Genomic DNA, 21435 nt, shown 5'->3' on the forward strand with positions numbered 1-21435 from the left:
AGGGCCTCCAGGATGCACCTGGGGGGGAGTCCCTGCCGTGCTGAAGGCCTTCCGGGCCTGCCCCCCTGCCGTGCAGCTCCGCCGGGGCGGGGCCGCGCGGCGGCTGAGCCGTGACAATGGGCTCGACGGGGTGCGGGCTCACCCGATGGACTGGGGGAATGACTTCACCTGAGGATGAGCTGCTGCCCGGCACCCGCCGGGCCCTGTCGCACCGGATCGCCGTGGCCCAGGCCGAGGGGCGGGCGCCGTCGCTCGTCGCCGCGGTCGTACGGGACGGCCGGACGGTCTGGCACGGTGCCCGTGCGGGGGCGGGAGGCCATGTCCCCGACGAGACCACCCAATACCGCATCGGTTCGATCACCAAGACCTTCACCGCCGTGCTCGTCATGCGGCTGCGCGACGAGGGCGTCCTCGACCTGGGGGACCCGCTGGAGAAGCATCTGCCGGGAACCGGTGCCGGGGAGGCCACGATCGCCGACCTGCTGTCGCACACCGGCGGCCTGGCCGCCGAGTCGCCCGCACCGTGGTGGGAGCGCACCCCCGGGTCCCTGCGGCCGGAGCTGGCCGACGTCCTGGGTGACGAGCCGTTGCGGCACCCGGTCGGCCGGCGGTTCCACTACTCGAATCCCGGCTACACCGTGCTGGGGGCGCTGGTGGAGAGGCTGCGCGGCGCGGCCTGGGAGGACGTCCTCAGGCGCGAGGTGCTCGACCCGCTGGGGCTGGAGCGCACGAGCAGCCGTCCCACGGCACCGCACGCGGCCGGCTGGGCGGTGCACCCCTGGGCCGATGTGCTGCTGCCCGAGCCCGCCGAGGACCTCGGCCGGATGGCTCCCGCCGGGCAGCTGTGGTCCACCACGGGCGACCTCGCCCGGTTCGCCGCCTTCCTCGCCCGGGGCGACGAGCGGGTGCTGAGCGCCGCGTCACTGCGGGAGATGCGGACCCCGGCGGCTCCGCCCGAGGCCGCGGACGTGACGACGGGGTACGCCTACGGCCTGGGGCTGGAACTGCGGCGGTCGGGTGAGCGGCTCCTGGCGGGCCACTCCGGGTCGCTGCCGGGCTTCGTCGCGTCGCTGACCCTCGCCCTGGACGACGATGTGGCGGCCGTGGTGCTGGCCAACTGCACCTCCGGTGTGCCGGTGGTGGCGGTGGGTGCCGACCTGGTGCGGATCGTCGCCGAGGCCGAACCGCGCATCCCGGAGCCCTGGCGGCCGCTGCGGGAGATCGATCCGTCCGTGCTGGAGCTGGCCGGGCCGTGGTACTGGGGCACGCATGCGTTCGGGCTCCGGCTGACCGCCGACGGGCTGGCCTCGCTGGAGCCGCTGTCCGGCACCGGCAGGCACTCCCGGTTCCGGCCGAACGGGGACGGGACCTGGACGGGACTGGAGGGCTACTACGCCGGCGAGCTGCTGCGGCCGGTGCGGCGCGCGGACGGTTCCGTGGACCATCTGGACCTCGGGTCGTTCGTGTTCACCCGGCAGCCGTACGACCCCGACGCGGCGGTGCCCGGCGGCGTCGACCCGGAGGGATGGCGCGGCCTCGAGTAGGCCGGGACGCCGGACGAGGAAGGCCGGGGCCTGTTTCACGTGGAACAGGCCCCCGTGCCGTCAGCGCAGCGGAAGCTTGAACCCCACGTGGGACGCCTCGAAGCCGAGCCGCTCGTAGAAGCGATGCGCGTCCTTGCGTGTCCTGTCGGACGTCAGCTGCACCAGGTGGCACCCCAGACGACGGGATTCTCCGATCGCCCACTCGATGAGCTGTGTGCCCAGGCCGTCCCCTCGCGCGTCGGCGTGGATGCGTACGGCCTCGATGACCGACCGGGTGGCTCCCCGCCGTGACAGGCCGGGGACGACCGTCAGCTGCAGGGTGCCGACGACGCGGCCTTCACGGACGGCGACGACCAGGTGCTGGTTCGGGTCCGTGCGGATCCGTTCGAAGGCCGCCAGGTACGGTGCGAGATCGTCCGGCGACTCCCGCTGCGCGCCCAGTGGGTCGTCCGCGAGCATGGCGACGATGGCAGGGACGTCGTCGGCGACGGCCCGCCGTATTCCGAGATGGCCCATGGGCGCACCCTAGGGACTTCTCCCGGGGAGCACACCGGGTTCGGGAACCTCAGGACGCCACGGCGGACGGATGGCCCTGGACGGCCGGTGTCTTCAGGGACTCCACGGCCCGGACCAGCGGTTCCAGGTCCGGGTTCTTCGCGGCCTCGTCGAGTGCCTCGCGCAGTGCGGCGTCGTTGGTGGGCCGAGCCTCTTCCAGCAGGGCGAGACCGGCCTCCGTGACATTGGTGTAGATGCCGCGGCGGTCGGTGGGACACAGATAGCGCTCCAGCAGCCCGCGGTCCTCGAGCCGGGTGACGAGACGGGTGGTGGCGCTCTGACTGAGGACGACCGCGTCGGCGACCTGCTTCATCTGCAGATGACCGCCGTCGCCGTCGTGCTGGCGGCTGAGCACGTCGAGCAGGGAGTACTCGCGCACGCTCAGGCGGTGCTTGGACTGCAGAGCGCGCTCGATGTGCGCCTCGATCCTCCCGTGCAGCAGGGAGAGGGCGCACCAGCCCTGGGCGAGGGCGGTGAGCTCGGGGTCCGTCGCTGTCATGAGCGTTTCCTCCATCCCGGGGGCTTCGTCCAGGGTAAAGCAGGGCGCAAGAGACGGCGTCTGCATCCATTCCGCGCGTGCAAGCAGTGGCGCGGCGGGGCGAGGCTTGCCCAGCGGCAGCGTCCGGACCTTCCATGGGCAGGGTTCGGGTGGCATGCCGGGCGGCCCGGCGGTGGACCTGTGCGTGCCGGCTCGGACACCGACGGAGCCCGAGGCGATGCGGAGTGACGCCTCAGGCCCCGCCCGTCGTCACAGCGGGGAGACGGATCTCCGACGCGTCGGTCAGCCGGCCGCCACGGTCAGCGGAGCGAACCGGCGGGTCCAGTCCCCGGGCAGCTCGGCGGTGCCGTAGGCCATCACCGCCTGGACGGAGACGGAGGCCAGACCGCGCTGCTTCAGCCAGGCGAGCAGTTCGGCGTGGCGGACGTCGATGTCGGTGCGCAGCGGCCGGTCCGTCCGGGCGGCGAGGAAGGAGACCAGGGACTTCGCCGTCTCGGTGTCCCGTGCGATGAGCGGCCCGACGACCTGGGTGTCCGTGGTCGGCCAGGCCCCGGCATAGCCGATGAGTTCCCCGCGGTCCTCGGCGACGCAGAGATGGTCGGTGAAGGCGGGCAGCCGGGTGATGACCGGGGTGCGGTCGGCCCCGAAGACCTCTCCGTCCAGCCGGAGGATGCCCGGCAGATCCTCCGCGGTGGCCGCGCGAGCGGTGATGCGTGCGGGCTTCTCCTCCCGCTGGAACAGCCCCGACACCGTCTCGGAGCGGCCGGTGATCGTGAAGCCGACCTTCTCGTACAGCGGGCGGCCGTTCTCCGTCGCATACAGGGTCAGGGGCGTCGTGCCCGTCACCGACAGGACGTGACGCATCAGCCGGCGGCCGATGCCCTGCCGTTCGTGCCCCTCGGCGACGAGAACCATGCCGATGGCAGCGAACTCGGTGCGCCCCGGAGGGCCATAGGGGGTGACGACACAGGCGGCGACAAGACCTCCGGCGGGATCGTCGATGCCGTATCCGTTGCCGGCGGTCAGGAGGAAGCTCCACTTGTGTTCCTCGCGGAGCCACCCCCGGCTCTCGGACAGGTCGGCGCAGGCGGGCAGATCCCGCAGCGTCAGGCGGCGGATGGGCAGATCGGCAGGGGAAGGAGTCGACACGCAGGTCAGGCTGTCCGACCGGCCGGGCCGGCGTCCACTTCACCAGGGCGGACGTACGTGCTTTTGGCCACGCCGTCGCAGCCCGCCGGACCTGCGGGACAGGAGCGTCGCGGGGCTCCCGAGCCGGGCAGCAGGGGTCCCGGGCCACGCCGTGGGCCGGTCACGGGGAGCGCCGGTCACCGGTCAGCCGAGATCGGCGGCGTGCAGGGCCCGGACGCCCTCGATGTTCGCGTCCAGATAGTGCCGCAGCGACAACGGCACCAGATGGACGGAGGCGATCCCGACCCGGGTGAACGGCACCCGCACGATCTCGTACTCGCCGGAGGGCTCCTCCACCTCGGGGCCGTGCCGGAGCGAGGGATCCATCGACGTCAGCCGGCAGACGAAGAAGAACTGCACCTTCACACCGGTGGCACCGCCGTCCACGCCGATGTGCTCCACGGTGTCCACGAAACAGGGCACCACATCCGTGATCTTCGCGCCCAGTTCCTCGTGCACTTCGCGGCGCAGTGCGTCGACGAGGGTCGGGTCGCCCGGCTCGACTCCCCCGCCGGGAGTGACCCAGTAGGGATCCACACCCGGCTTGGTGCGCTTGATCAGGATCAGATCGTCGCCGTCGAGGAGAACGGCTCGGGCGGTGCGCTTGACCACGGGGCGGACGGTCATGCGTGACATGTGGCCCGCGTGGTTCCACGTGAAACATCGCACGCCGTCACCGCACCGGAGCTCCCGTATCGCTCCACGGGAGGGGGATCAGCACCAGTCGGCTGCCGCCCGCAGCAGCCACTCATGGGCGCGGGCGATGTTCGGCGAGGCCAGGGTCCCGGTGCGTACCACCAGGAAGTAGGTGCGCAGCGGCGGGACCGGCGGTTCGTGCAGCGTGACCAGGTGACCCTGCTTCAAGGCGTCGGTGCACAGATAGCGGGGCAGTACCGCGAGCCCGGCACCGGACGCCGCACAGGCGAGAACCGCGCGCAGGTCGGGAACGATCACGGAGCCGGACGCGGTCGGCTGGGTGTCGAAGACCGAGGCCCAGTAGCGGGACACGAAGGGGAGCGACTCGTGGACCTCGACCACGGGAACGCTCTCCAGGGCCTCCACGTCCTGGTCGGGCAGGGGCACGGTGCCGAGCTGCTCCGCCCAGTGTGGTGCCGCGACCAGGACATGCTCCTCGTCGCACAGAGGCGACGCCGTGAACACTCCGCCGCGCGGCCGTGCCGTGCTGATGGCCAGGTCGTGATGCCCGGCGGACAGCCCTTCCAGGACCTCCTCGGCGTGTCCAAAGGACGCCCGCAGAGCGAACCCCTGGCCGTCCTCGCCGGTCAGCTGTGTCAGGGCGGGCAGGGCCCGTTCGGTGGTGAATTCGGGCGGCCCCGCCAGGTGAAGCGTCCGCAGGGAGGACTCGTCGTCGAGTCCGAACTCCGCTATCTCCACCAGGGCGTCCAGATGAGGCGCGGCCTTGTGGGCCAGCTCGTCCCCGACGGACGTCGGGGTCACCCCACGCGCCTGGCGCAGGAACAAGGGGCGGCCCAGCTGTCTTTCGAGCGTCCGGATCTGGGAGGTGACGGCCGGCTGGGACAGGCCCAGCAGAGCAGCCGCGCGGGTGAAGGATCCCGCCCGGTGGACGGTCACGAACGTGCGCAGTAACGCCAGATCCACGGCGCGTCCTCCCCTCCCGGCACTCTCCGTCCGGCCCCGGCCGCGTGCCAACTATAAATATGTCGATAGGCCTCTGTCGCTACTGTGATTGGACACTGACAGCGAGTCAATTAGCCTAGGTCACACGGTTCTTCGCGCGCGGAACCGAAGGCGGTCCGAGCCGCGAGGGGGGAGGCTCGGACCGCCGTCGTCGCATGCCCGGGCACCGGTGAAGCACCCCGGCACGCGATCAGCCGGCCGACTCCTCCAGGGCCCGCAGCACGTCCGCCACCAGATCCTCGGGGTCCTCGGCGCCCACGGAGAGCCGGATGAAGCCCTCCGGCACCGCGTCCCCGCCCCACCGGCCGCGCCGTTCCGCGGTGGAGCGCACCCCGCCGAAGCTCGTCGCGTCGTCCACCAGCCGCAGTGCGCCGAGGAAGCGCTCGGCGCGCTCCCGCGTGGGCAGCGTGAAGGACACCACGCAGCCGAAGCGGCGCATCTGCTGCCTGGCGACGGCGTGCGAGGGGTCGTCCGGCAGCCCCGGGTACCGCAGGCCGGTCACGTCCGGGTGCGCCCGCAGCGCCTCGGCCAGGGTGAGCGCGGTGGCGGCCTGCCGGTCCACGCGCAGCTGCAGCGTGGCGACCGAACGGTGCGCGAGCCAGGCCTCCATGGGGCCGGGGATCGCGCCCACGATCTTGCGCCAGCGGCGCACCCCCGCCATGGCCTCGCCGTTCCGGCCGGCCACATAGCCCAGCAGGATGTCGCCGTGACCGCTGAGCTGCTTGGTGCCGCTGGCCACCGCGAAGTCCGCGCCCAGCTCCAGCGGGCGCTGCCCCAGGGGGGTCGCCAGGGTGTTGTCGACGGCGACCAGGGTGCCCTGCGCATGGGCCGCCTCGGTCAGGCGGCGTATGTCGCACACGTCGAGCCCGGGGTTGGAAGGGGACTCGATCCACAGCAGCCGGGCGCCCTGGAGCACCTCCAGCTGGGCGTCGCCGCCGGTCGGCGCGGTGCGCACCTCGATGCCGTAGGCCTCCAGCTGGGCCCTCACCAGGGGCAGCGCCTGGTAGCCGTCGTCCGGCAGGACGACCGCGTCGCCGGCGCGCAGCTGCGAGAAGAGCACGGAGGAGATGGCCGCCATCCCGGACGCGAACACCAGCGTCTCGACGTCATCGCGCCCCGGGGCCTCCAGCTCGGTGATGGCCTGCTCCAGCAGGGTCCAGGTGGGGTTCTCGTCCCGGCCGTAGGTGTACGGGCCCGTCGGCTCGCCGGGCAGATGGAAGTGGGCGGCGAACACCGGGCCGGGCAGGGTCGGCTCGTGCTTGACCGGTTCGGGCAGTCCGGCCCGCACCGCGCGGGTGCCGTCCCCGGTCACGGCCGGCCCGTCGGCCCTGTGCGTGTTCACCGTGCCGTCAGCGGCGGAAGCGCTCATGCAGCCCGTCCCTTCATGTGCTGTCGTACTGCGGCCGGGCAGGCCGGGCCGTCGGTCCCACCCTCTCAGGAAACCGCGGGGTGCCGCGACGCCCCCTGCGCGAGGCAGCCCGGGCAGGGGAGGGCGAGGCCGGGCTGCCGGGGCGGCCGGCTGCCGGGGCGGCCGGCTGCCGGGGTGGCCGGGCTGCCGGGGTGGCCGGCGGTGCCGTCCGCGGGTGGGACACCCCGCCGACGGGCCGGGCTGGACTTGGCTGCCGGTGTCCGCGCCGGCGGTCGTCTTGACTGGGCGGTCCGTCCTGTGTCTGATCGTGGGGATCGGATCGGTGACGAGTACGGGCGAGGACGATGAAGGCATTCCGGCTGGACGAGCTGGACGCGGAGCGAGCCGCCAACCAGGGCGCCTACCTGCAGTTCCTGCGGGAACGGAACATGTCGGTCGGTCTCTACGCGCTCAATGCGGGTGAGCACGACCCGCAGAAGCCCCACAACCAGGACGAGGTCTACTTCGTCGTCAGCGGCCGCGCCCTGATCACGGTCGGTACGGAGACCACCCAGGTGGCACGGGGCAGCGTCGTCTACGTCCCGGCCCAGGTGCCCCACAAGTTCCACCACATCAGCGAGGATCTGCGCGTCCTGGTGGTGTTCTCTCCGCCGGAAGCCTGACGTCCGTCTCCGGGTTCCCTAGGGGAAGGGTCAGGGGAGGACAAGGGATGCGACGCCCACGAGCGGCCCGCTGACGGCCCTAGCATCGACAGCGGACAGATTTGGCCCCGACGCACAGCAGCATCGGGGCACCGACGTCAGTCCGGCACAGGGCCGGCCGAGAGGACAGGGACGGGGCAATGCGAGGGATCTTCGCGGGACTGCCGTGGTGGGTGAAGTGGATCGCGGTGCCGGCCATCGCCCTGATCGTCTTCGGCGGCCTGATCGCGACCGTGGTGGGCTTCGTGATCGGGCTGCTGTTCAAGCTGCTGATCTTCGTGGCCCTGGTCGGCGGGCTGATCTACATCGTGCGCAAGTTCACGGCGGGCTCGTCCTCGCGCGGCGACTGGTGAGGACGCCGGTGCGCCGGTGACGGCGGTGGACGTCACCCGTCACCGGGTCCCTCGCGGGAGGGAAGTTTCGACGCGGCGCCACCGTGAGCGGCGACGGGCGGATAGGGTCCCGGCATCGACGCGGGGGCAGGCCCCCGCGGGCAGGCGATCCCCACCCGTGTCTCCCCGCACGGGCTGCCCCTCGCGCTACGGGAGTGACCCTTGGCCACGGTTGACACCGCACCCGCAGAATCGCACGCGCCCCTCGCTCCCCGGGTGCCGTCCCCTTCCACGGCACTGCCCGCGCAGCCCCGCTCCGGCGGCCCGGTGGAGCGGCCCGGCGGCAGACCGGCCCAGCCACGGCACGCGCCGTCGTCCCAGACCTTGATCGGCTCCGTCCAGCGGGCGATGCGACTGCTGGAGACCGTCGCGGAACACGAGCACGGCGCCCCCGCCAAACAGCTCGCGCGGAAGACCGGGCTCGCCCTGCCCACCGCCTACCATCTGCTGCGCACCCTGGTGCACGAGGGCTATCTCTACCGCGATCGGGGGCTGTTCTTCCTCGGCGAAGCGGCCGAGCGGCTCAGCAGCAGCGGTGCAGCGCAGAAACGTCGCAGCACGATCGCCGACACCCTTGCACAATGGCGCGATCTGATCGGTGTACCGCTCTACTACGCGCGGTACCGGGACGGCGAGATCGACATCCTGTGCGTGTCCGAGACGCCGGGCAACCCGGCGGTGCACGAATGGGCCGACTTCCGCGAGACCGGACACGCGCACGCGATCGGGCAGTGTCTGCTGTCCCAGCTGGACGAGGACGCCCGCCGCGATCACCTGGACCGCTATCCCGTGCAGTCGCTCACCCCGTACACGGTGCGGGACAGCCATACGCTGCTGCGGCGCCTGGAACGGGTAGGACGCATGGAGCCGGTGACGGAGCGGCAGGAATACATTCTGGGCACGGTCTGCGCGGCCGTGCCCCTCACCATCGGGGACGCGGCGGCGACCATCGCCCTGTCGCTCCCCGCCCGTCAGAGCGACCGGCTGCTGCCCGCCGCACGGCAGCTGCGGCGCGAGATGGGACGGCGCGTCGGCTCCCTCGCGCTGGCTATCAGCATCTGAAAACTCACTCCTTGTGATCTGCCATATACGTTCAGCAAGATGCCATCAGTGTCACGAGGATGATTCCCGGCCAGTCGACGGCAGATGACGGGGTAGCGATGCGCGAGTCCGTACAAGCAGAGGTCATGATGAGCTTTCTCGTGTCCGAGGAGCTCTCCTTCCGCATTCCGGTGGAACTGCGGTACGAGACCAGCGATCCCTATGCCGTGCGGCTCACCTTCCACTTGCCCGGCGACGCCCCGGTGACCTGGGTATTCGGACGCGAGCTGCTGATCGACGGGGTGGGTACCCCGTGCGGGGACGGGGACGTGCGGATCTCGCCCGCGGACGGCGACTGTCTGAACGAGGTGCTGATCCGGCTTCAGGTCGGCAACGACCGAGCGCTGTTCCGTTCCTCCACCGCGCCCCTGGTGGCGTTCCTGGACCGTACGGACAAGCTGGTACCGCTGGGCCAGGAAGGCGCACTCGCCGACTTCGACGCCCACCTCGACGAGGCCCTGGACCGCATCCTGGCCGAGGAACAGAGCGCGGGCTGAAGCGTTTCCCCGCGGGGCGGCGCGGGGCGTCACGCTTCACCGCGCGCCCCCGTGGCACGGGCGGCGGGCCGGCCGCGCAGCCGAGCGCCACGGGGTCACCGCTTGCGCCGCCTGCCCCTTGCGCCGCGTGCCGGCGCGGGCACACCCGGCCCGGTGCCCTGCGGCATCCGCCCCGTCCCCCGGTCCGGCCGGTCGGCGGCGACCACCACCGCGGCCAGGGCGGTGGTGACGGGCACCGAGGCGACCAGGCCGATCGACCCGACCAGCGTGCGGACGATCTCCTCCGCCACCAGTTCGCTGTTGGCGACGGTCCCGATGCTGCTGCCGGCGACCGAGAACAGCAGCAGCAGAGGCAGCGCCGCGCCCGCGTACGCCAGCACCAGGGTGTTGACGACCGATGCGATGTGGTCGCGCCCGATGCGGATCCCGGCCCGGTACAGCCCGCGCCACCCCATGGACGGATTGGCCTCGTGCAGCTCCCAGACCGCCGAGGTCTGGGTCACCGTCACGTCGTCCAGGACGCCGAGCGAGCCAATGATGATGCCGGCGAGCAGCAGGCCGCTCATGTCGATCGACGGATACAGGCCGTGGATGAGCCCGGTGTTGTCGTCCGTGTTGCCGGTCAGCGCGGCCCAGCCGATGAACAGCGAGCCCAGCGCGCCGGTGAGCACCAGGGACACCAGCGTGCCCAGCACGGCCACCGAGGTGCGGGCCGACAGGCCGTGGCACAGATACAGGGCGAGCAGCATGATGGCGCTCGACCCGACCACCGCCACGACGAGCGGATTCGAGCCCTGCAGGATCGCCGGCAGGATGAACAGGCTCAGCACCACGAAGCTGATGCCCAGCGCGATCAGCGCCATCACGCCCCGCATCCGCCCGACCAGCACCACGGCGAGGGCGAAGGCACCGGCCAGCAGGCCCACCGGAAGGCGCCGGTTGACGTCAGTGACCGAGTACTGCAACTCCCGTGGCGCGGTCGGCTCGTAGGCCACCACGACCTTCTGGCCCTGGTGCAACTGCCGCGGCTGGTCAGGCTGCACGATCTCGGTGAAGGTGCGGCCCTTGTCCTTGCCGGTGTCCACCCGAACGGTGGCCTTGGTGCAGGTACCGCTACGGCCGGAGGAACCGCCGGCAGCGGTGGCACTGCCGGCAGGGACGTCCTCGCCGGCCGTTCCCCCGGACGTGTGAACCGCCGAGCAGCTCGCCTTCACCACCTGGGTGACCGTGGCCTGCTGCGTCTGCCGGTCGAAGCCCACGCCGGTGCGCTGGTGCGAGGGGGTCCCGCCGGGCCAGAGCACGGCGAGCCCGGCCACCACCGCGACCGCGAACGGGATCAGGATCGCGGCGATGACCGTGCGCAGATGCCGGGAGACCGGCGCGGCGGGCCCATGGGCATGGCTGTGGCTGTGTCCGTGTTCCTGAGCCGCGCGGCTGCGCTCGTGGTGGTGGCCGTGACCGGCACGGGCCGGCTCGGCCGGTGGCGCGGATGCGGCCCGCACAGGCTCCCCCGGTGTCTGCGCGCGGTGCCCGGCCCCGGGGCCACGCCGTGGGTCAGGCGGTGGATGCGGGAACTGCTGGGTCGACGTCACCGACCGATCATTGCAAGAACCGGCAGGGCCCACTGTTCAGCACGCTGTGCATGACGCTAGCGTGGAGGCACCTTTGCACACGCGGGAGCTCGGAGCACCGGGCTGAGAGGGCGCTGACCTCCGTCTTCGCGATGTTTCACGTGGAACAGCGATGGTCCACCGGCAGACATCGGCAGACGGTAACCGCTGCGTCGACCGCCGAACCTGTTACCGGGTAATGCCGGCGTAGGGAGTAGGTCTCATGACCAACAAGGACGTAAGCACGCCTGCCTCCACCCAGACGTCCCCCGACGGGGCGCAGTCCACTGCCCAGGGAGAGGCCGGGAAGTCCATCGGCTGGCACAAGGCATACATCGAGGGCTCACGCCCCGACATCCGGGTGCCGGTCCGTCAGGTGCACTTGACCAATGGCACCTCGGTGTCGCTGTACGACACCTCGGGCCCGTACACCGATCCGCACGTCGACACCGATGTCCGCCGTGGACTGGCGCCGTTGCGGCAGAACTGGATCGTCGCCCGCGGCGACACCGAGGAGTATCCGGGCCGTCCGGTACGGCCCGAGGACGACGGCATCAGGCACACCTCGCCACGCGGGGGGCTGCGCAACCTCGACGCCGTGTTCCCCGGCCGGCCGCGGCAGCCGCGGCGCGGCCGCGACGGCCGGGCGGTGACCCAGCTGGCGTATGCACGGCGCGGCGAGATCACCCCGGAGATGGAGTTCGTGGCGCTCCGGGAGAACGTCTCGCCGGAGGTCGTCCGCGAGGAGATCGCGGCGGGCCGGGCCGTCCTGCCGGCCAACGTCAACCACCCCGAGACCGAGCCGATGATCATCGGCAAGCGGTTCCTGGTGAAGGTCAACGCCAATATCGGCAACTCCGCGATCACCTCCTCCATCGAGGAGGAGGTCGAGAAGATGACCTGGGCGACCCGCTGGGGCGCCGACACCGTCATGGATCTGTCCACCGGCCGCAACATCCACACCACCCGCGAGTGGGTGCTGCGCAATTCGCCAGTGCCCATCGGCACGGTGCCGCTCTACCAGGCGCTGGAGAAGGTCGGTGGCAAGGCCGAGGAACTCACCTGGGAGATCTACAAGGACACGGTCATCGAGCAGGCCGAGCAGGGCGTGGACTATATGACGGTGCACGCCGGGGTGCGTCTGGGCTATGTGCCGCTGACCGCACGCCGCAAGACGGGCATCGTCTCCCGGGGCGGCTCGATCATGGCGGCCTGGTGCCTGGCGCACCACAAGGAGTCCTTCCTCTACGAGCACTTCGAGGAACTGTGCGAGATCCTCGCCGCCTACGACGTGACGTTCTCGCTGGGGGACGGGCTGCGGCCCGGCAGCATTGCGGACGCCAATGACGAAGCGCAGTTCGCGGAGCTGCGTACGCTCGGTGAACTCGGGCGCATCGCTCGGCGCTTCGAGGTCCAAACCATGATCGAGGGCCCGGGCCATGTCCCGATGCACAAGATCAAGGAGAACATCGACCTGCAGCAGGAGCTCTGCGACGAAGCCCCCTTCTACACGCTCGGCCCGCTGACCACGGACATCGCTCCCGCCTACGACCACATCACCTCCGGCATCGGTGCCGCGATGATCGCCTGGTGGGGGACGGCCATGCTCTGCTACGTCACCCCGAAGGAGCATCTGGGCCTGCCCGACCGGGACGACGTGAAGACCGGCGTGATCACCTACAAGATCGCCGCGCATGCCGCCGACCTCGCCAAGGGACACCCGGGCGCCCAGGCGTGGGACGACGCGTTGTCCGACGCCCGTTTCGAGTTCCGGTGGGAGGACCAGTTCAACCTGGCCCTCGATCCGGACACGGCACGAGAGTTCCACGACCAGACCCTCCCGGCGGAACCCGCCAAGACGGCCCACTTCTGCTCGATGTGCGGCCCGAAGTTCTGCTCGATGAAGATCTCGCAGGACATCCGCCGGGAACACGGCATGACGCAGGCCGAGATCGAGGAGGGCATGGCCCAGAAGTCGAAGGAGTTCGCGGCCGCGGGCAACCGCGTCTACCTGCCGATCGCGGACTGAGACCGGCCCTGTCCGTGCCGGTCCGGCGGCATCGGGGGCTGCTGCCGGACCACGCCGGTACCGCGGCGCCCCGGCCCGGTCACTCGGTCCGGTCACCTGGCCCGGTCACTCCGTCCGGTCACTCGGTCCGGTCACTCCGTCCGGTCACTCGGTCCGGTCACCCGGCCCGGTCACTCGGTCCGGTCACCCGGCCCTGAGAAATCCGGGCTGGTGTAGTCGGGGCTGGAGAAGCTCGGACGGGTGCTCGGCACACCGTCGTCCGGGCTGCTGAAGCCGGGCCGGTCGTATCCCAGGCGAGGAATACGGCCGGTCCCGGCATCCGGTCGCGGCCGCCGGTCCGCCGCGGACGCGGGGTCGCTGAGCGCGTCGTGCAGAAAGGGCAGGATGCCTCGTTCGAGCAGAGCGGCGCGCCAGGCGTCCCGGGCCTGGGCCACCCGTTCCTCGGCCGCGGTGTACGGGCCCGACGACGCCGAGGGGCGGTTGCGCAGAGCGGTGATCAGCAGTCCGGCGGCGGCGACGAGGATCGCTGCGGCGGCCACCGCGCCGAACACCCAGCCGGCGGTGACCAGGGTCTGACCGAAGGCCGCATCCGCGTCGAGCGCCCGCAGCAGGTAGCCGATGATCAGGAAGAAGGCCGCGGCGACCACCGCGAGCACCGGAGCGAGCACGGCGACGACCGCTCCGGCGCCCGCCCCCGTCGACTCGGCGACCTCCCCGATCGTCAGGCCGAGGTCCGAGGACGCCTCGCCGGGGTCGGCCGCACCGGACGGACGGCGCAGCTCCTCGCGGACCTTGACGTAGTGCTGGTATTCCGCGGCCGCGGCCGCCGTGATGAGAGCCGTGGCGTTGAGTGCCATCGCGCGCAGCTGCTCGGTGGTGAGGCGCCGGCCGGCGGCGGCCAGTTCCGGGCGGTGCGGCGCGGAGCGCAGCGCCTCATCGAGGATCCGCTCGTATTCCAGCCGGTCCTCGCTCAGCAGGTGCTGCGGAACGCTGTTCATGTGCATCCCCCGATGCTCCGTAGGGCTTGGGGCTCGCATGCCTGCGAGCCGTCGGGCAGAAACGGAGGGGAGCCTGCTACGGATAAGCCGATGGTAGAGCCGCAGCGGGGCGCGGTGACAGGGGGTTTCCGCACATTGGGTACTGAGCTGCGCGGATGGAAGTCACCCGTCATATGACGGGTGAAGCATCGGCCGCTGAAGGAGAAAGCAGAAGGAGAAAAGGGCCCGGGCGCCGCGGGAAACAGGTGTCAGCCGCTCAGGGGAAGCCGGCGGACCAGCAGTTTCCCGGACATGGTCACACCGCCGTCCATGGCGATGGCCAGGCCGTCGGCGTAGACGTGCGGGCCTTCCACGACCGGGCCGGTGGATTCGTCGCCGTCCTCGGAGCCGACTTCACCCAGCAGATAGGGGATCGGGCTGTGACCGTGAACGATCCGGCTGCCGCCGTACGTATCCAGCAGCGAGCGCACGGCATCGGCGCCGCCCTCGTCGCGGAAGGAGAAACGCTTGGTGAATTTGCGGAACAGCTCCCAGACTTCGTCCACGTCGTTGCGGGTGAGCGTCTCGCGGACGGTGTCGTTGACCTCTTCGATGGAGGAGCCGTAGTCGAGATAGGCGGTGGTGTCGGAGTGCACGAGCAGATAGCCGTCGACCTCCTCGACCGCGTCGAGGCGTGCCATCCACTGCAGATGGTGGTCCTGCAGACGCTCCATGTCGGACTTCTGTCCGCCGTTGAGCAGCCAGGCCGCCTGGAAGGTGGCGGTGCCCGCGCCGGAGTTGACGGGCGTGTCCCCGAAGCGCTTGGCGCCCAGCAGCAGCAGTTCGTGGTTGCCCATCAGCGCCTTGCAGTAGCCGCCGGCCGCGGCCGCCTCGGCGGACAGCCGCATCACCAGGTCGATGACGCCCACACCGTCCGGGCCGCGGTCGGTGAAGTCGCCGAGGAACCACAGGCGCGTCGTGCCGGCGCACCACTGGCCCGAGGAGTCGATGAGGCCCTGCTCCTGGAGCGCGGCGACCAGCTCGTCCAGATACCCGTGCACGTCGCCGACGACGTACAGGGGGCCGGGGCCGGAGGCCGGACGGCCGGCCGGGTCCAGGCCGGGCTGCGGGGTGTCCGCGCGCTGGATGACGGGCAGGTCGCGCTGGGTGGGGGTGTAGCCGTCGGGATACGCGGCAGCGGGCGCCGGGTAGCCCGGGTCGGCCGGGGGTACGGCCTCGGCGGGGTGCGTGCTGGTGACGAACGGACCGGCCTCGTTCACGTACGCGGGCACCCGGAAGTCGCGCAACGTCGCCGTCCGCTGCACCTCGGGTCCCTGACCGGCCCCCTGAGTCATCGACCCCTCCACCATTGCGCCGCATCTGCACCGCTTCGGACTGCCTGGTCGCAGCGGCCCGCGGTGTCGTGCGCCCATCATAGGAATGCCGATCGCGCCATGTGATGACCCAGGGGTGGTGAATCGCCACAGAACTCGGCTCTGCCGCGGCTTTCGCCCGGATTGACTGCTCTTCTTCCCTCCTGTGCCCGGCCCGCCCCCAGCCTGTCGTGCGGGCCGGACCCGGTCGGGAAACGGCTCCCGGGCCCCGCGGGGCAGGGCACAGGGGCGGTGCGCACCCGGTGACACCGCGCCACGGGCGGGTGCGCAGCCCGCCGGACCGGGCGGGCTCTGGGTGGGAGGGCCTACCGTTCCTCGGGTGCGCGCGGCGGGCTGACGGTCGTGCGGGGCGGGCGCCGCTGGGACGAGGTGCGCACGATCAGCTCCGTCGGTATGACCTGCTCGACCGGACGGTCGGAGTCGACACCTTCGATCGCGTCGATGAGGAGCTGGACCACCGCGGTGCCGATGCGGCGGGGTTTCAGCGACAGGGTGGTGATGGGCGGCTCGGTGTTGGCGTACACCGTGGATTCGCTGCAGCACACCAGCAGCAGGTCTTCGGGGACGCGCAGCCCGTAGCGGCGGGCGGCGGCGAGCAGATCCGTGCCGTTGGGGTCGAACAGGCCGTAGACGGCGTCCGGCCGGTCGGGCCGGGCCAGCAGGCGGTCCGCGGCTACGGCGCCCGCGCACGGGTCGTGGGCCGGATAGGCCTCGTACACCGGTTCCTGGCCGACGCGCTCGCACCACCGCAGGTAGGCGGTGGTCGACAGATGGGTGTAGGTGTCCGTCGTGGTGCCGGTGAGCAGCCCGATGCGCCGGGCTCCGGCTTCGGCGAGATGGTCGAGGATGCCGAGGACCGCGGCCTCGTGGTCGTTGTCGACCCAGGCGGTGACCGGCAGGGTGCCGGCCGGGCGGCCGTCGCTGACCACCGGTAAACCCTGGCGGACCAGTTCGCTGACGACGGGATCCTGGTCGGAGGGATCGATGACGACCGTGCCGTCCAGGGCGACGTTCGACCACACGTCGTGGCGGGAGGTCGCGGGGAGGATGACGAGCGCGTATCCGCGGGCGAGCGCGGCCGAGGTGGCGGCGCGGGCCATCTCGGCGAAATACGCGAACTCGGTGAAGGTGAAAGGTTCATCCCCGTAGGTCGTCACGGTCAGGCCGATCAGGCCCGACTTGCCGGTGCGGAGGGTCCGGGCGGCAGCCGACGGGCGGTATCCCAGCCGGTCGGCCACCTCGCGGACATGGCGCCGGGTGGCGTCCGGGAGCCGGCCTTTGCCGTTGAGGGCATCGGAGACGGTCGTGATGGAGACTCCGGCGGCGGCGGCCACGTCCCTGATGCCCGCCCGGCCCGGCCGGCTGCCTCGGCGTGAGGTTTCCGCGCGGCTCACCTGGTGCTTCCCTGCTGCTGTCATGGCGAGCCGATAGTAGGGCTCATGCGGTGGGGTGGTGCGGCCGCATATGCACGCATTGACAGGCACGTTTCTGCATGGCCAAAAGTGGTCAACGTCCTTGGAAACAAAAGCAGTTGACGGTCTTTGGGTCAGGTCGTGAAGTTGTGGACCGCATGAGCCTGTCGTGCCGCGCAGGTCTCGAAGAGGTCTCAACTCACCTTGACGAGGGATGCGCGCCACGGCGCAAGCCACCGGCGCATGAATATGTGTGCGATGCGCCCCCTGGTTCGTGCGGATTGGGGCACTGATGCCCGTGATGCCAGGGTGACCAGTGAGGCGACCGAGGCGACCCTCCGGCACGGAGAGCGGCCGTCGAGTGACCGAGGCGACGGCTTCCGCCTCGTACGCAAGAACACGCGCGCCCCATAGGGTGGGCAGTAGTGGCAAGGCCGGTGTGGTCACGAGGAGGACTGCGGTGAGCGAGACGAGCCCGAAGCTGCGCGCCGAGCTGGAGGGTATCCCCACCTACAAGCCGGGCAAGCCCGCCGCGGCCGGGGGACCGGCTGCCTACAAGCTGTCCTCCAACGAGAACCCCTATCCCCCGCTGCCCGGGGTCATGGAGAAGGTGACCGCCGCGGCCTGCTCGCTGAACCGCTACCCGGATCTGGCCTGCACCGCCCTGACCCACGAGCTGGCCGAGCGCTTCGACGTCCCGGTCTCCCATGTGGCGACCGGCACCGGCTCGGTCGGGGTCGCCCAGCAGCTCGTGCAGTCCACCAGCGGGCCCGGCGACGAGATCGTCTACGCCTGGCGGTCCTTCGAGGCCTACCCGATCATCTCCCAGATCAGCGGTGCGACCTCGGTGCAGGTGCCGCTGACGCCGGAGGAGGTCCACGACCTGGACGCGATGGCGGACGCCGTCACCGACCGCACCCGCCTGATCTTCGTCTGCAACCCCAACAACCCGACCGGAACGGTGGTGCGGCGGGCCGAGCTCGAACGGTTCCTGGACCGGGTCCCGGACGACGTGCTGGTCGTCCTCGACGAGGCCTACCGCGAGTTCATCCGTGACGAGGAGGTCCCCGACGGCCTGACCCTGTACCGGGAGCGCCCCAACGTCTGTGTGCTGCGCACCTTCTCCAAGGCGTACGGCCTGGCCGGCCTGCGGGTGGGGTTCGCCATCGCCCACGAGCCGGTGGCGGACGCGCTGCGCAAGACGGCCGTGCCCTTCGGGGTGAGCCAGCTGGCGCAGGAGGCGGCGATCGCCTCGCTGCGCGCCGAGGACGAGCTGCTGGGCCGGGTCGGCTCGCTGGTGTGCGAGCGCAACCGCGTGGTCGACGGGCTGCGCGCACAGGGGTGGACGGTGCCCGAGACCCAGGCCAACTTCGTGTGGCTGCGGCTGGGGGAGCGCACGGTCGCCTTCGCGGAGGCGTGCGAGCGGGCGGGAGTGGTGGTCCGTCCGTTCCCCGGTGAGGGAGTGCGGGTGACCGTGGGCGAGGCCGAGGCGAACGACATTTTCCTCAAGGCGGCGGAGGCGTTCCGCAAGGAGGTGTGAGCGGCTCCTGCCTCGCCGAGGCGTCGTCCAGGCGGGCAGGCCCTTCGTCGTCCCGGGCGGGCTCGGCGGGTGCCCAAGATGCGGTCGCGGCACCGCGCGGACGAACGGGGCGGGCCCGCACGCCGGCGCCGCCGCGGGCTGCCGGACGGCGCTCGTCGCCCCGCGGGAGCGCGGTGATCCGGGGCCTCGGCCCGGGCGCGATCGGATCAACGGTCTGTTGAGTTTTGATCTCAGGGGTTGACGCGAGGGGTGGAAGGCCCCCCCGCCTCACGGTCCGAAAAGCGGTACGTCATAATTGCTTGTGAATGTGAACGCGTTCACAAGCAAGTCCGATTGCTGCCTTGTTGTGCAGGACACACCGGGGCAAACCGCCGTCGTGACCACGGCGACGTAAGGAGAGTGACGACGTGGACCTGGCTTTGGCGCCGGAGACACTGGCGCGCTGGCAGTTCGGCATCACGACCGTCTACCACTTCCTGTTCGTTCCCCTGACGATCTCCCTCGCCGCGCTGACGGCCGGCCTGCAGACCGCCTGGGTGCGCACCGAGAAGGAGAAGTACCTCAGAGCCACCAAGTTCTGGGGCAAGCTGTTCCTGATCAACATCGCCATGGGCGTGGTCACCGGCATCGTCCAGGAGTTCCAGTTCGGCATGAACTGGTCGGACTACTCGCGGTTCGTCGGGGACATCTTCGGCGCGCCGCTCGCCTTCGAGGCCCTGATCGCGTTCTTCTTCGAGTCCACCTTCATCGGCCTGTGGATCTTCGGCTGGGACAAGCTGCCGAAGAAGATCCACCTCGCCTGCATCTGGATGGTGTCGCTCGGCACGATCCTGTCGGCGTACTTCATCCTGGCGGCCAACTCCTGGATGCAGCACCCCGTCGGCTACCGCATCGACAAGGCCAGGGGCCGCGCCGAGCTGACCGACTTCTGGGCCGTGCTGACCCAGAACACCGCCCTTGCCCAGGCCTTCCACACGCTCTCCGCCGCCTTCCTGACCGGTGGCGCCTTCATGGTCGGCATCGCCGCCTACCACCTGGCCCGCAAGAAGCATGTGCGCGCCATGAAGACCTCGCTGCGGCTCGGCCTGGTCACCGTCGTCATCGCCGGCCTGCTCACCGCGGTCAGCGGCGACGTCCTGGGCAAGGTCATGTTCAAGCAGCAGCCGATGAAGATGGCCGCCGCCGAGGCCTTGTGGGACGGGCAGCAGCCGGCGCCCTTCTCGGTCTTCGCCTACGGCGACGTGGAGAAGGGGCACAACACGGTCGCGATCGAGATACCCGGCCTGCTGTCCTTCCTGGCCGACGACAGCTTCAGCTCGTACGTCCCCGGCATCAACGACGTCAACAAGGCCGAACAGCAGAAGTTCGGGCCCGGTGACTACCGGCCCAACATCCCCGTCACCTTCTGGGGCTTCCGCTGGATGATCGGCTTCGGCATGGCGTCCTTCGCCCTCGGCCTGGCCGGCCTGTGGCTGACCCGGAAGAAGTTCCTGCTGCCGCAGCATCTCAGGGTCGGCGAGGACGAGGTGCCGCACCTGGTGCTGTTCCGGAACAAGGCCCTCGGCCCGCGGTGGACCACGTGGTTCTGGCGCATCGCGGTGTGGACCCTGGCCTTCCCGCTGATCGCCAACTCCTGGGGCTGGATCTTCACCGAGATGGGACGCCAGCCGTGGGTCGTCTACGGCGTGCTGCAGACCCGGCAGGCGGTCTCCCCCGGCGTCTCCCAGGGTGAGGTCATCACCTCCATGACCGTCTTCACGGTGCTCTACGCCGTCCTCGCCGTCATCGAGGTGAAGCTGCTCGCGAAGTACGTCAAGGCCGGCCCGCCCGAGCTGACCGAGGCCGACCTCAACCCGCCCACGAAGATCGGCGGCGACGCCCGTGACGCCGACAAGCCGATGGCCTTCTCGTACTAGGCCGAGGGAGAGGCACCGTCATGGAACTGCACGACGTCTGGTTCGTCCTCATCGCCGTCCTGTGGACCGGCTACTTCTTCCTGGAGGGCTTCGACTTCGGGGTCGGCGTCCTCACCAAGCTGCTCGCCCGCGACCGGGCCGAGAAGCGCGTCCTGATCAACACCATCGGTCCGGTCTGGGACGGCAACGAGGTGTGGCTGCTCAGCGCGGGCGGCGCGACCTTCGCCGCCTTCCCCGAGTGGTACGCCACCCTCTTCTCCGGCTTCTACCTGCCCCTGCTGGTCATCCTGATCTGCCTGATCGTGCGGGGCGTCGCCTTCGAGTACCGGGCCAAGCGGCCGGAGGAGACCTGGCAGCGCGCCTGGGAGCACGCGATCTTCTGGTGCTCGCTGATCCCCGCGTTCCTGTGGGGTGTGGCCTTCGGCAACATCGTGCGGGGCGTCAAGATCGACCGGAACCTGGAGTACGTCGGCGGCCTCGGCGACCTGATCAACCCCTACGCCCTGCTCGGCGGACTGGTGACGCTGACGCTGTTCACCTTCCACGGCGCGGTGTTCACGGCGCTGAAGACCGTCGGTGACATCCGCGAGCGGGCACGCCGGCTCGCCGGCCGCGTGGGCCTGGTGACGGCCGTGGTGGCACTGGCCTTCCTGCTGTGGACGCAGGCCCACTCGGGCAACGTCCGGAGCCTGGTCGCGCTGGTGGTGGCGGTGGCCGCCCTGGTCGCGGCGCTGGTGGCCAACCGGGCGGGGCGCGAGGGCTGGTCCTTCGCCCTGTCCGGGGTGACCGTCGTGGCCGCAGTGGCGATGCTCTTCCTGTCGCTCTTCCCGAACGTCATGCCGTCCACGCTGAACGCGGACTGGAGCCTGACGGTGAGCAACGCCGCGTCCAGCCCCTACACCCTGACGATCATGACGTGGTGCGCGGGGATCGCCACCCCGGTCGTCCTGCTCTACCAGGGCTGGACGTACTGGGTGTTCCGCAAGCGGATCGGCACCCAGCACATCGCCGACGCCGCGCACTGAGCCCGACCGGGGTGCGCCCCCTGGAGC

General features: G+C 70.8%; 19 protein-coding genes. 9 read left to right on the top strand and 10 right to left on the bottom strand.

Annotation, left to right across the window (positions count from 1 at the left end):
• Window positions 1-158: 158 nt before the first annotated feature.
• Window positions 159-1544, top strand: coding sequence for a serine hydrolase domain-containing protein (locus IE286_RS08640; protein ID WP_189796029.1), 1386 nt, complete (start codon window positions 159-161; stop codon window positions 1542-1544).
• Between the two features lie 60 nt (window positions 1545-1604).
• On the opposite strand, the gene IE286_RS08645 is transcribed toward IE286_RS08640, so the two are convergent.
• The 6 genes from IE286_RS08645 to IE286_RS08670 form a co-directional block, all read right to left on the bottom strand.
• On the bottom strand, window positions 1605-2060 hold the full coding sequence (locus IE286_RS08645; protein ID WP_189796030.1) for a GNAT family N-acetyltransferase: 456 nt from the start codon (window positions 2058-2060) through the stop codon (window positions 1605-1607).
• 49 nt (window positions 2061-2109) lie between these two features.
• Window positions 2110-2598 (bottom strand): MarR family winged helix-turn-helix transcriptional regulator, encoded by a 489-nt coding sequence (locus IE286_RS08650; RefSeq protein WP_189796031.1) that lies wholly within the window; start codon window positions 2596-2598, stop codon window positions 2110-2112.
• Between the two features lie 282 nt (window positions 2599-2880).
• Window positions 2881-3747: a GNAT family N-acetyltransferase gene (locus IE286_RS08655; RefSeq protein ID WP_189796032.1), complete on the bottom strand. Its 867-nt coding sequence runs from the start codon at window positions 3745-3747 to the stop codon at window positions 2881-2883.
• A gap of 183 nt (window positions 3748-3930) precedes the next feature.
• On the bottom strand, window positions 3931-4413 hold the full coding sequence (locus tag IE286_RS08660) for an NUDIX domain-containing protein (protein ID WP_189796095.1): 483 nt from the start codon (window positions 4411-4413) through the stop codon (window positions 3931-3933).
• Window positions 4414-4500: 87 nt separating this feature from the next.
• Window positions 4501-5406 carry a LysR family transcriptional regulator gene (locus IE286_RS08665; RefSeq protein WP_189796033.1) on the bottom strand — a complete coding sequence of 302 codons (906 nt, stop codon included), beginning with the start codon at window positions 5404-5406 and terminating at the stop codon, window positions 4501-4503.
• Window positions 5407-5635: 229 nt separating this feature from the next.
• Window positions 5636-6814, bottom strand: coding sequence for a cystathionine gamma-lyase (locus IE286_RS08670; RefSeq protein WP_189796034.1), 1179 nt, complete (start codon window positions 6812-6814; stop codon window positions 5636-5638).
• A gap of 344 nt (window positions 6815-7158) precedes the next feature.
• On the opposite strand from IE286_RS08670, the gene IE286_RS08675 reads away from it, so the two are divergent.
• The 4 genes from IE286_RS08675 to IE286_RS08690 all read left to right on the top strand — a co-directional run bounded on the left by IE286_RS08675 (window position 7159) and on the right by IE286_RS08690 (window position 9505).
• Window positions 7159-7476, top strand: coding sequence for a cupin domain-containing protein (locus tag IE286_RS08675; RefSeq protein WP_189796035.1), 318 nt, complete (start codon window positions 7159-7161; stop codon window positions 7474-7476).
• 179 nt (window positions 7477-7655) lie between these two features.
• Complete coding sequence (locus IE286_RS08680) at window positions 7656-7868, top strand: DUF5326 family protein (RefSeq protein ID WP_189796036.1); 213 nt, start codon at window positions 7656-7658, stop codon at window positions 7866-7868.
• A gap of 363 nt (window positions 7869-8231) precedes the next feature.
• Window positions 8232-8969: an IclR family transcriptional regulator gene (locus IE286_RS08685; RefSeq protein ID WP_267969525.1), complete on the top strand. Its 738-nt coding sequence runs from the start codon at window positions 8232-8234 to the stop codon at window positions 8967-8969.
• Between the two features lie 98 nt (window positions 8970-9067).
• Window positions 9068-9505, top strand: a complete 438-nt coding sequence (locus tag IE286_RS08690; protein ID WP_189796037.1) for an SsgA family sporulation/cell division regulator — start codon at window positions 9068-9070, stop codon at window positions 9503-9505.
• A gap of 95 nt (window positions 9506-9600) precedes the next feature.
• Here IE286_RS08690 and IE286_RS08695 read toward each other — a convergent pair whose 3' ends face one another.
• Complete coding sequence (locus IE286_RS08695; RefSeq protein ID WP_189796038.1) at window positions 9601-11097, bottom strand: YibE/F family protein; 1497 nt, start codon at window positions 11095-11097, stop codon at window positions 9601-9603.
• A gap of 241 nt (window positions 11098-11338) precedes the next feature.
• Between IE286_RS08695 and thiC the strand changes: the two genes are divergently transcribed.
• Window positions 11339-13144 (top strand): phosphomethylpyrimidine synthase ThiC, encoded by a 1806-nt coding sequence (gene thiC / locus IE286_RS08700; protein WP_229862112.1) that lies wholly within the window; start codon window positions 11339-11341, stop codon window positions 13142-13144.
• A 170-nt stretch (window positions 13145-13314) separates the two neighbouring features.
• Here the strand turns inward: thiC and IE286_RS08705 are convergent, their stop codons facing one another.
• The 3 genes from IE286_RS08705 to IE286_RS08715 form a co-directional block, all read right to left on the bottom strand.
• Window positions 13315-14148 (bottom strand): hypothetical protein, encoded by an 834-nt coding sequence (locus IE286_RS08705; protein WP_189796039.1) that lies wholly within the window; start codon window positions 14146-14148, stop codon window positions 13315-13317.
• Between the two features lie 242 nt (window positions 14149-14390).
• Complete coding sequence (locus IE286_RS08710; RefSeq protein WP_189796040.1) at window positions 14391-15476, bottom strand: metallophosphoesterase family protein; 1086 nt, start codon at window positions 15474-15476, stop codon at window positions 14391-14393.
• A gap of 344 nt (window positions 15477-15820) precedes the next feature.
• Window positions 15821-16933: a LacI family DNA-binding transcriptional regulator gene (locus IE286_RS08715; RefSeq protein ID WP_189796041.1), complete on the bottom strand. Its 1113-nt coding sequence runs from the start codon at window positions 16931-16933 to the stop codon at window positions 15821-15823.
• Window positions 16934-17387: 454 nt separating this feature from the next.
• Between IE286_RS08715 and hisC the strand changes: the two genes are divergently transcribed.
• The 3 genes from hisC (at window position 17388) to cydB (ending at window position 21408) form a co-directional block, all read left to right on the top strand.
• Window positions 17388-18467, top strand: coding sequence for a histidinol-phosphate transaminase (gene hisC / locus IE286_RS08720; protein WP_189796042.1), 1080 nt, complete (start codon window positions 17388-17390; stop codon window positions 18465-18467).
• Between the two features lie 407 nt (window positions 18468-18874).
• Entirely contained in the window at window positions 18875-20383 is a 1509-nt protein-coding gene (locus IE286_RS08725) for a cytochrome ubiquinol oxidase subunit I (RefSeq protein WP_189796043.1), read from the top strand.
• Between the two features lie 20 nt (window positions 20384-20403).
• Complete coding sequence (cydB, locus tag IE286_RS08730; RefSeq protein ID WP_189796044.1) at window positions 20404-21408, top strand: cytochrome d ubiquinol oxidase subunit II; 1005 nt, start codon at window positions 20404-20406, stop codon at window positions 21406-21408.
• The last annotated feature ends 27 nt before the right edge of the window (window positions 21409-21435 follow it).

This window comes from Streptomyces thermodiastaticus (assembly GCF_014656135.1).
GTDB lineage: Bacteria > Actinomycetota > Actinomycetes > Streptomycetales > Streptomycetaceae > Streptomyces > Streptomyces thermodiastaticus.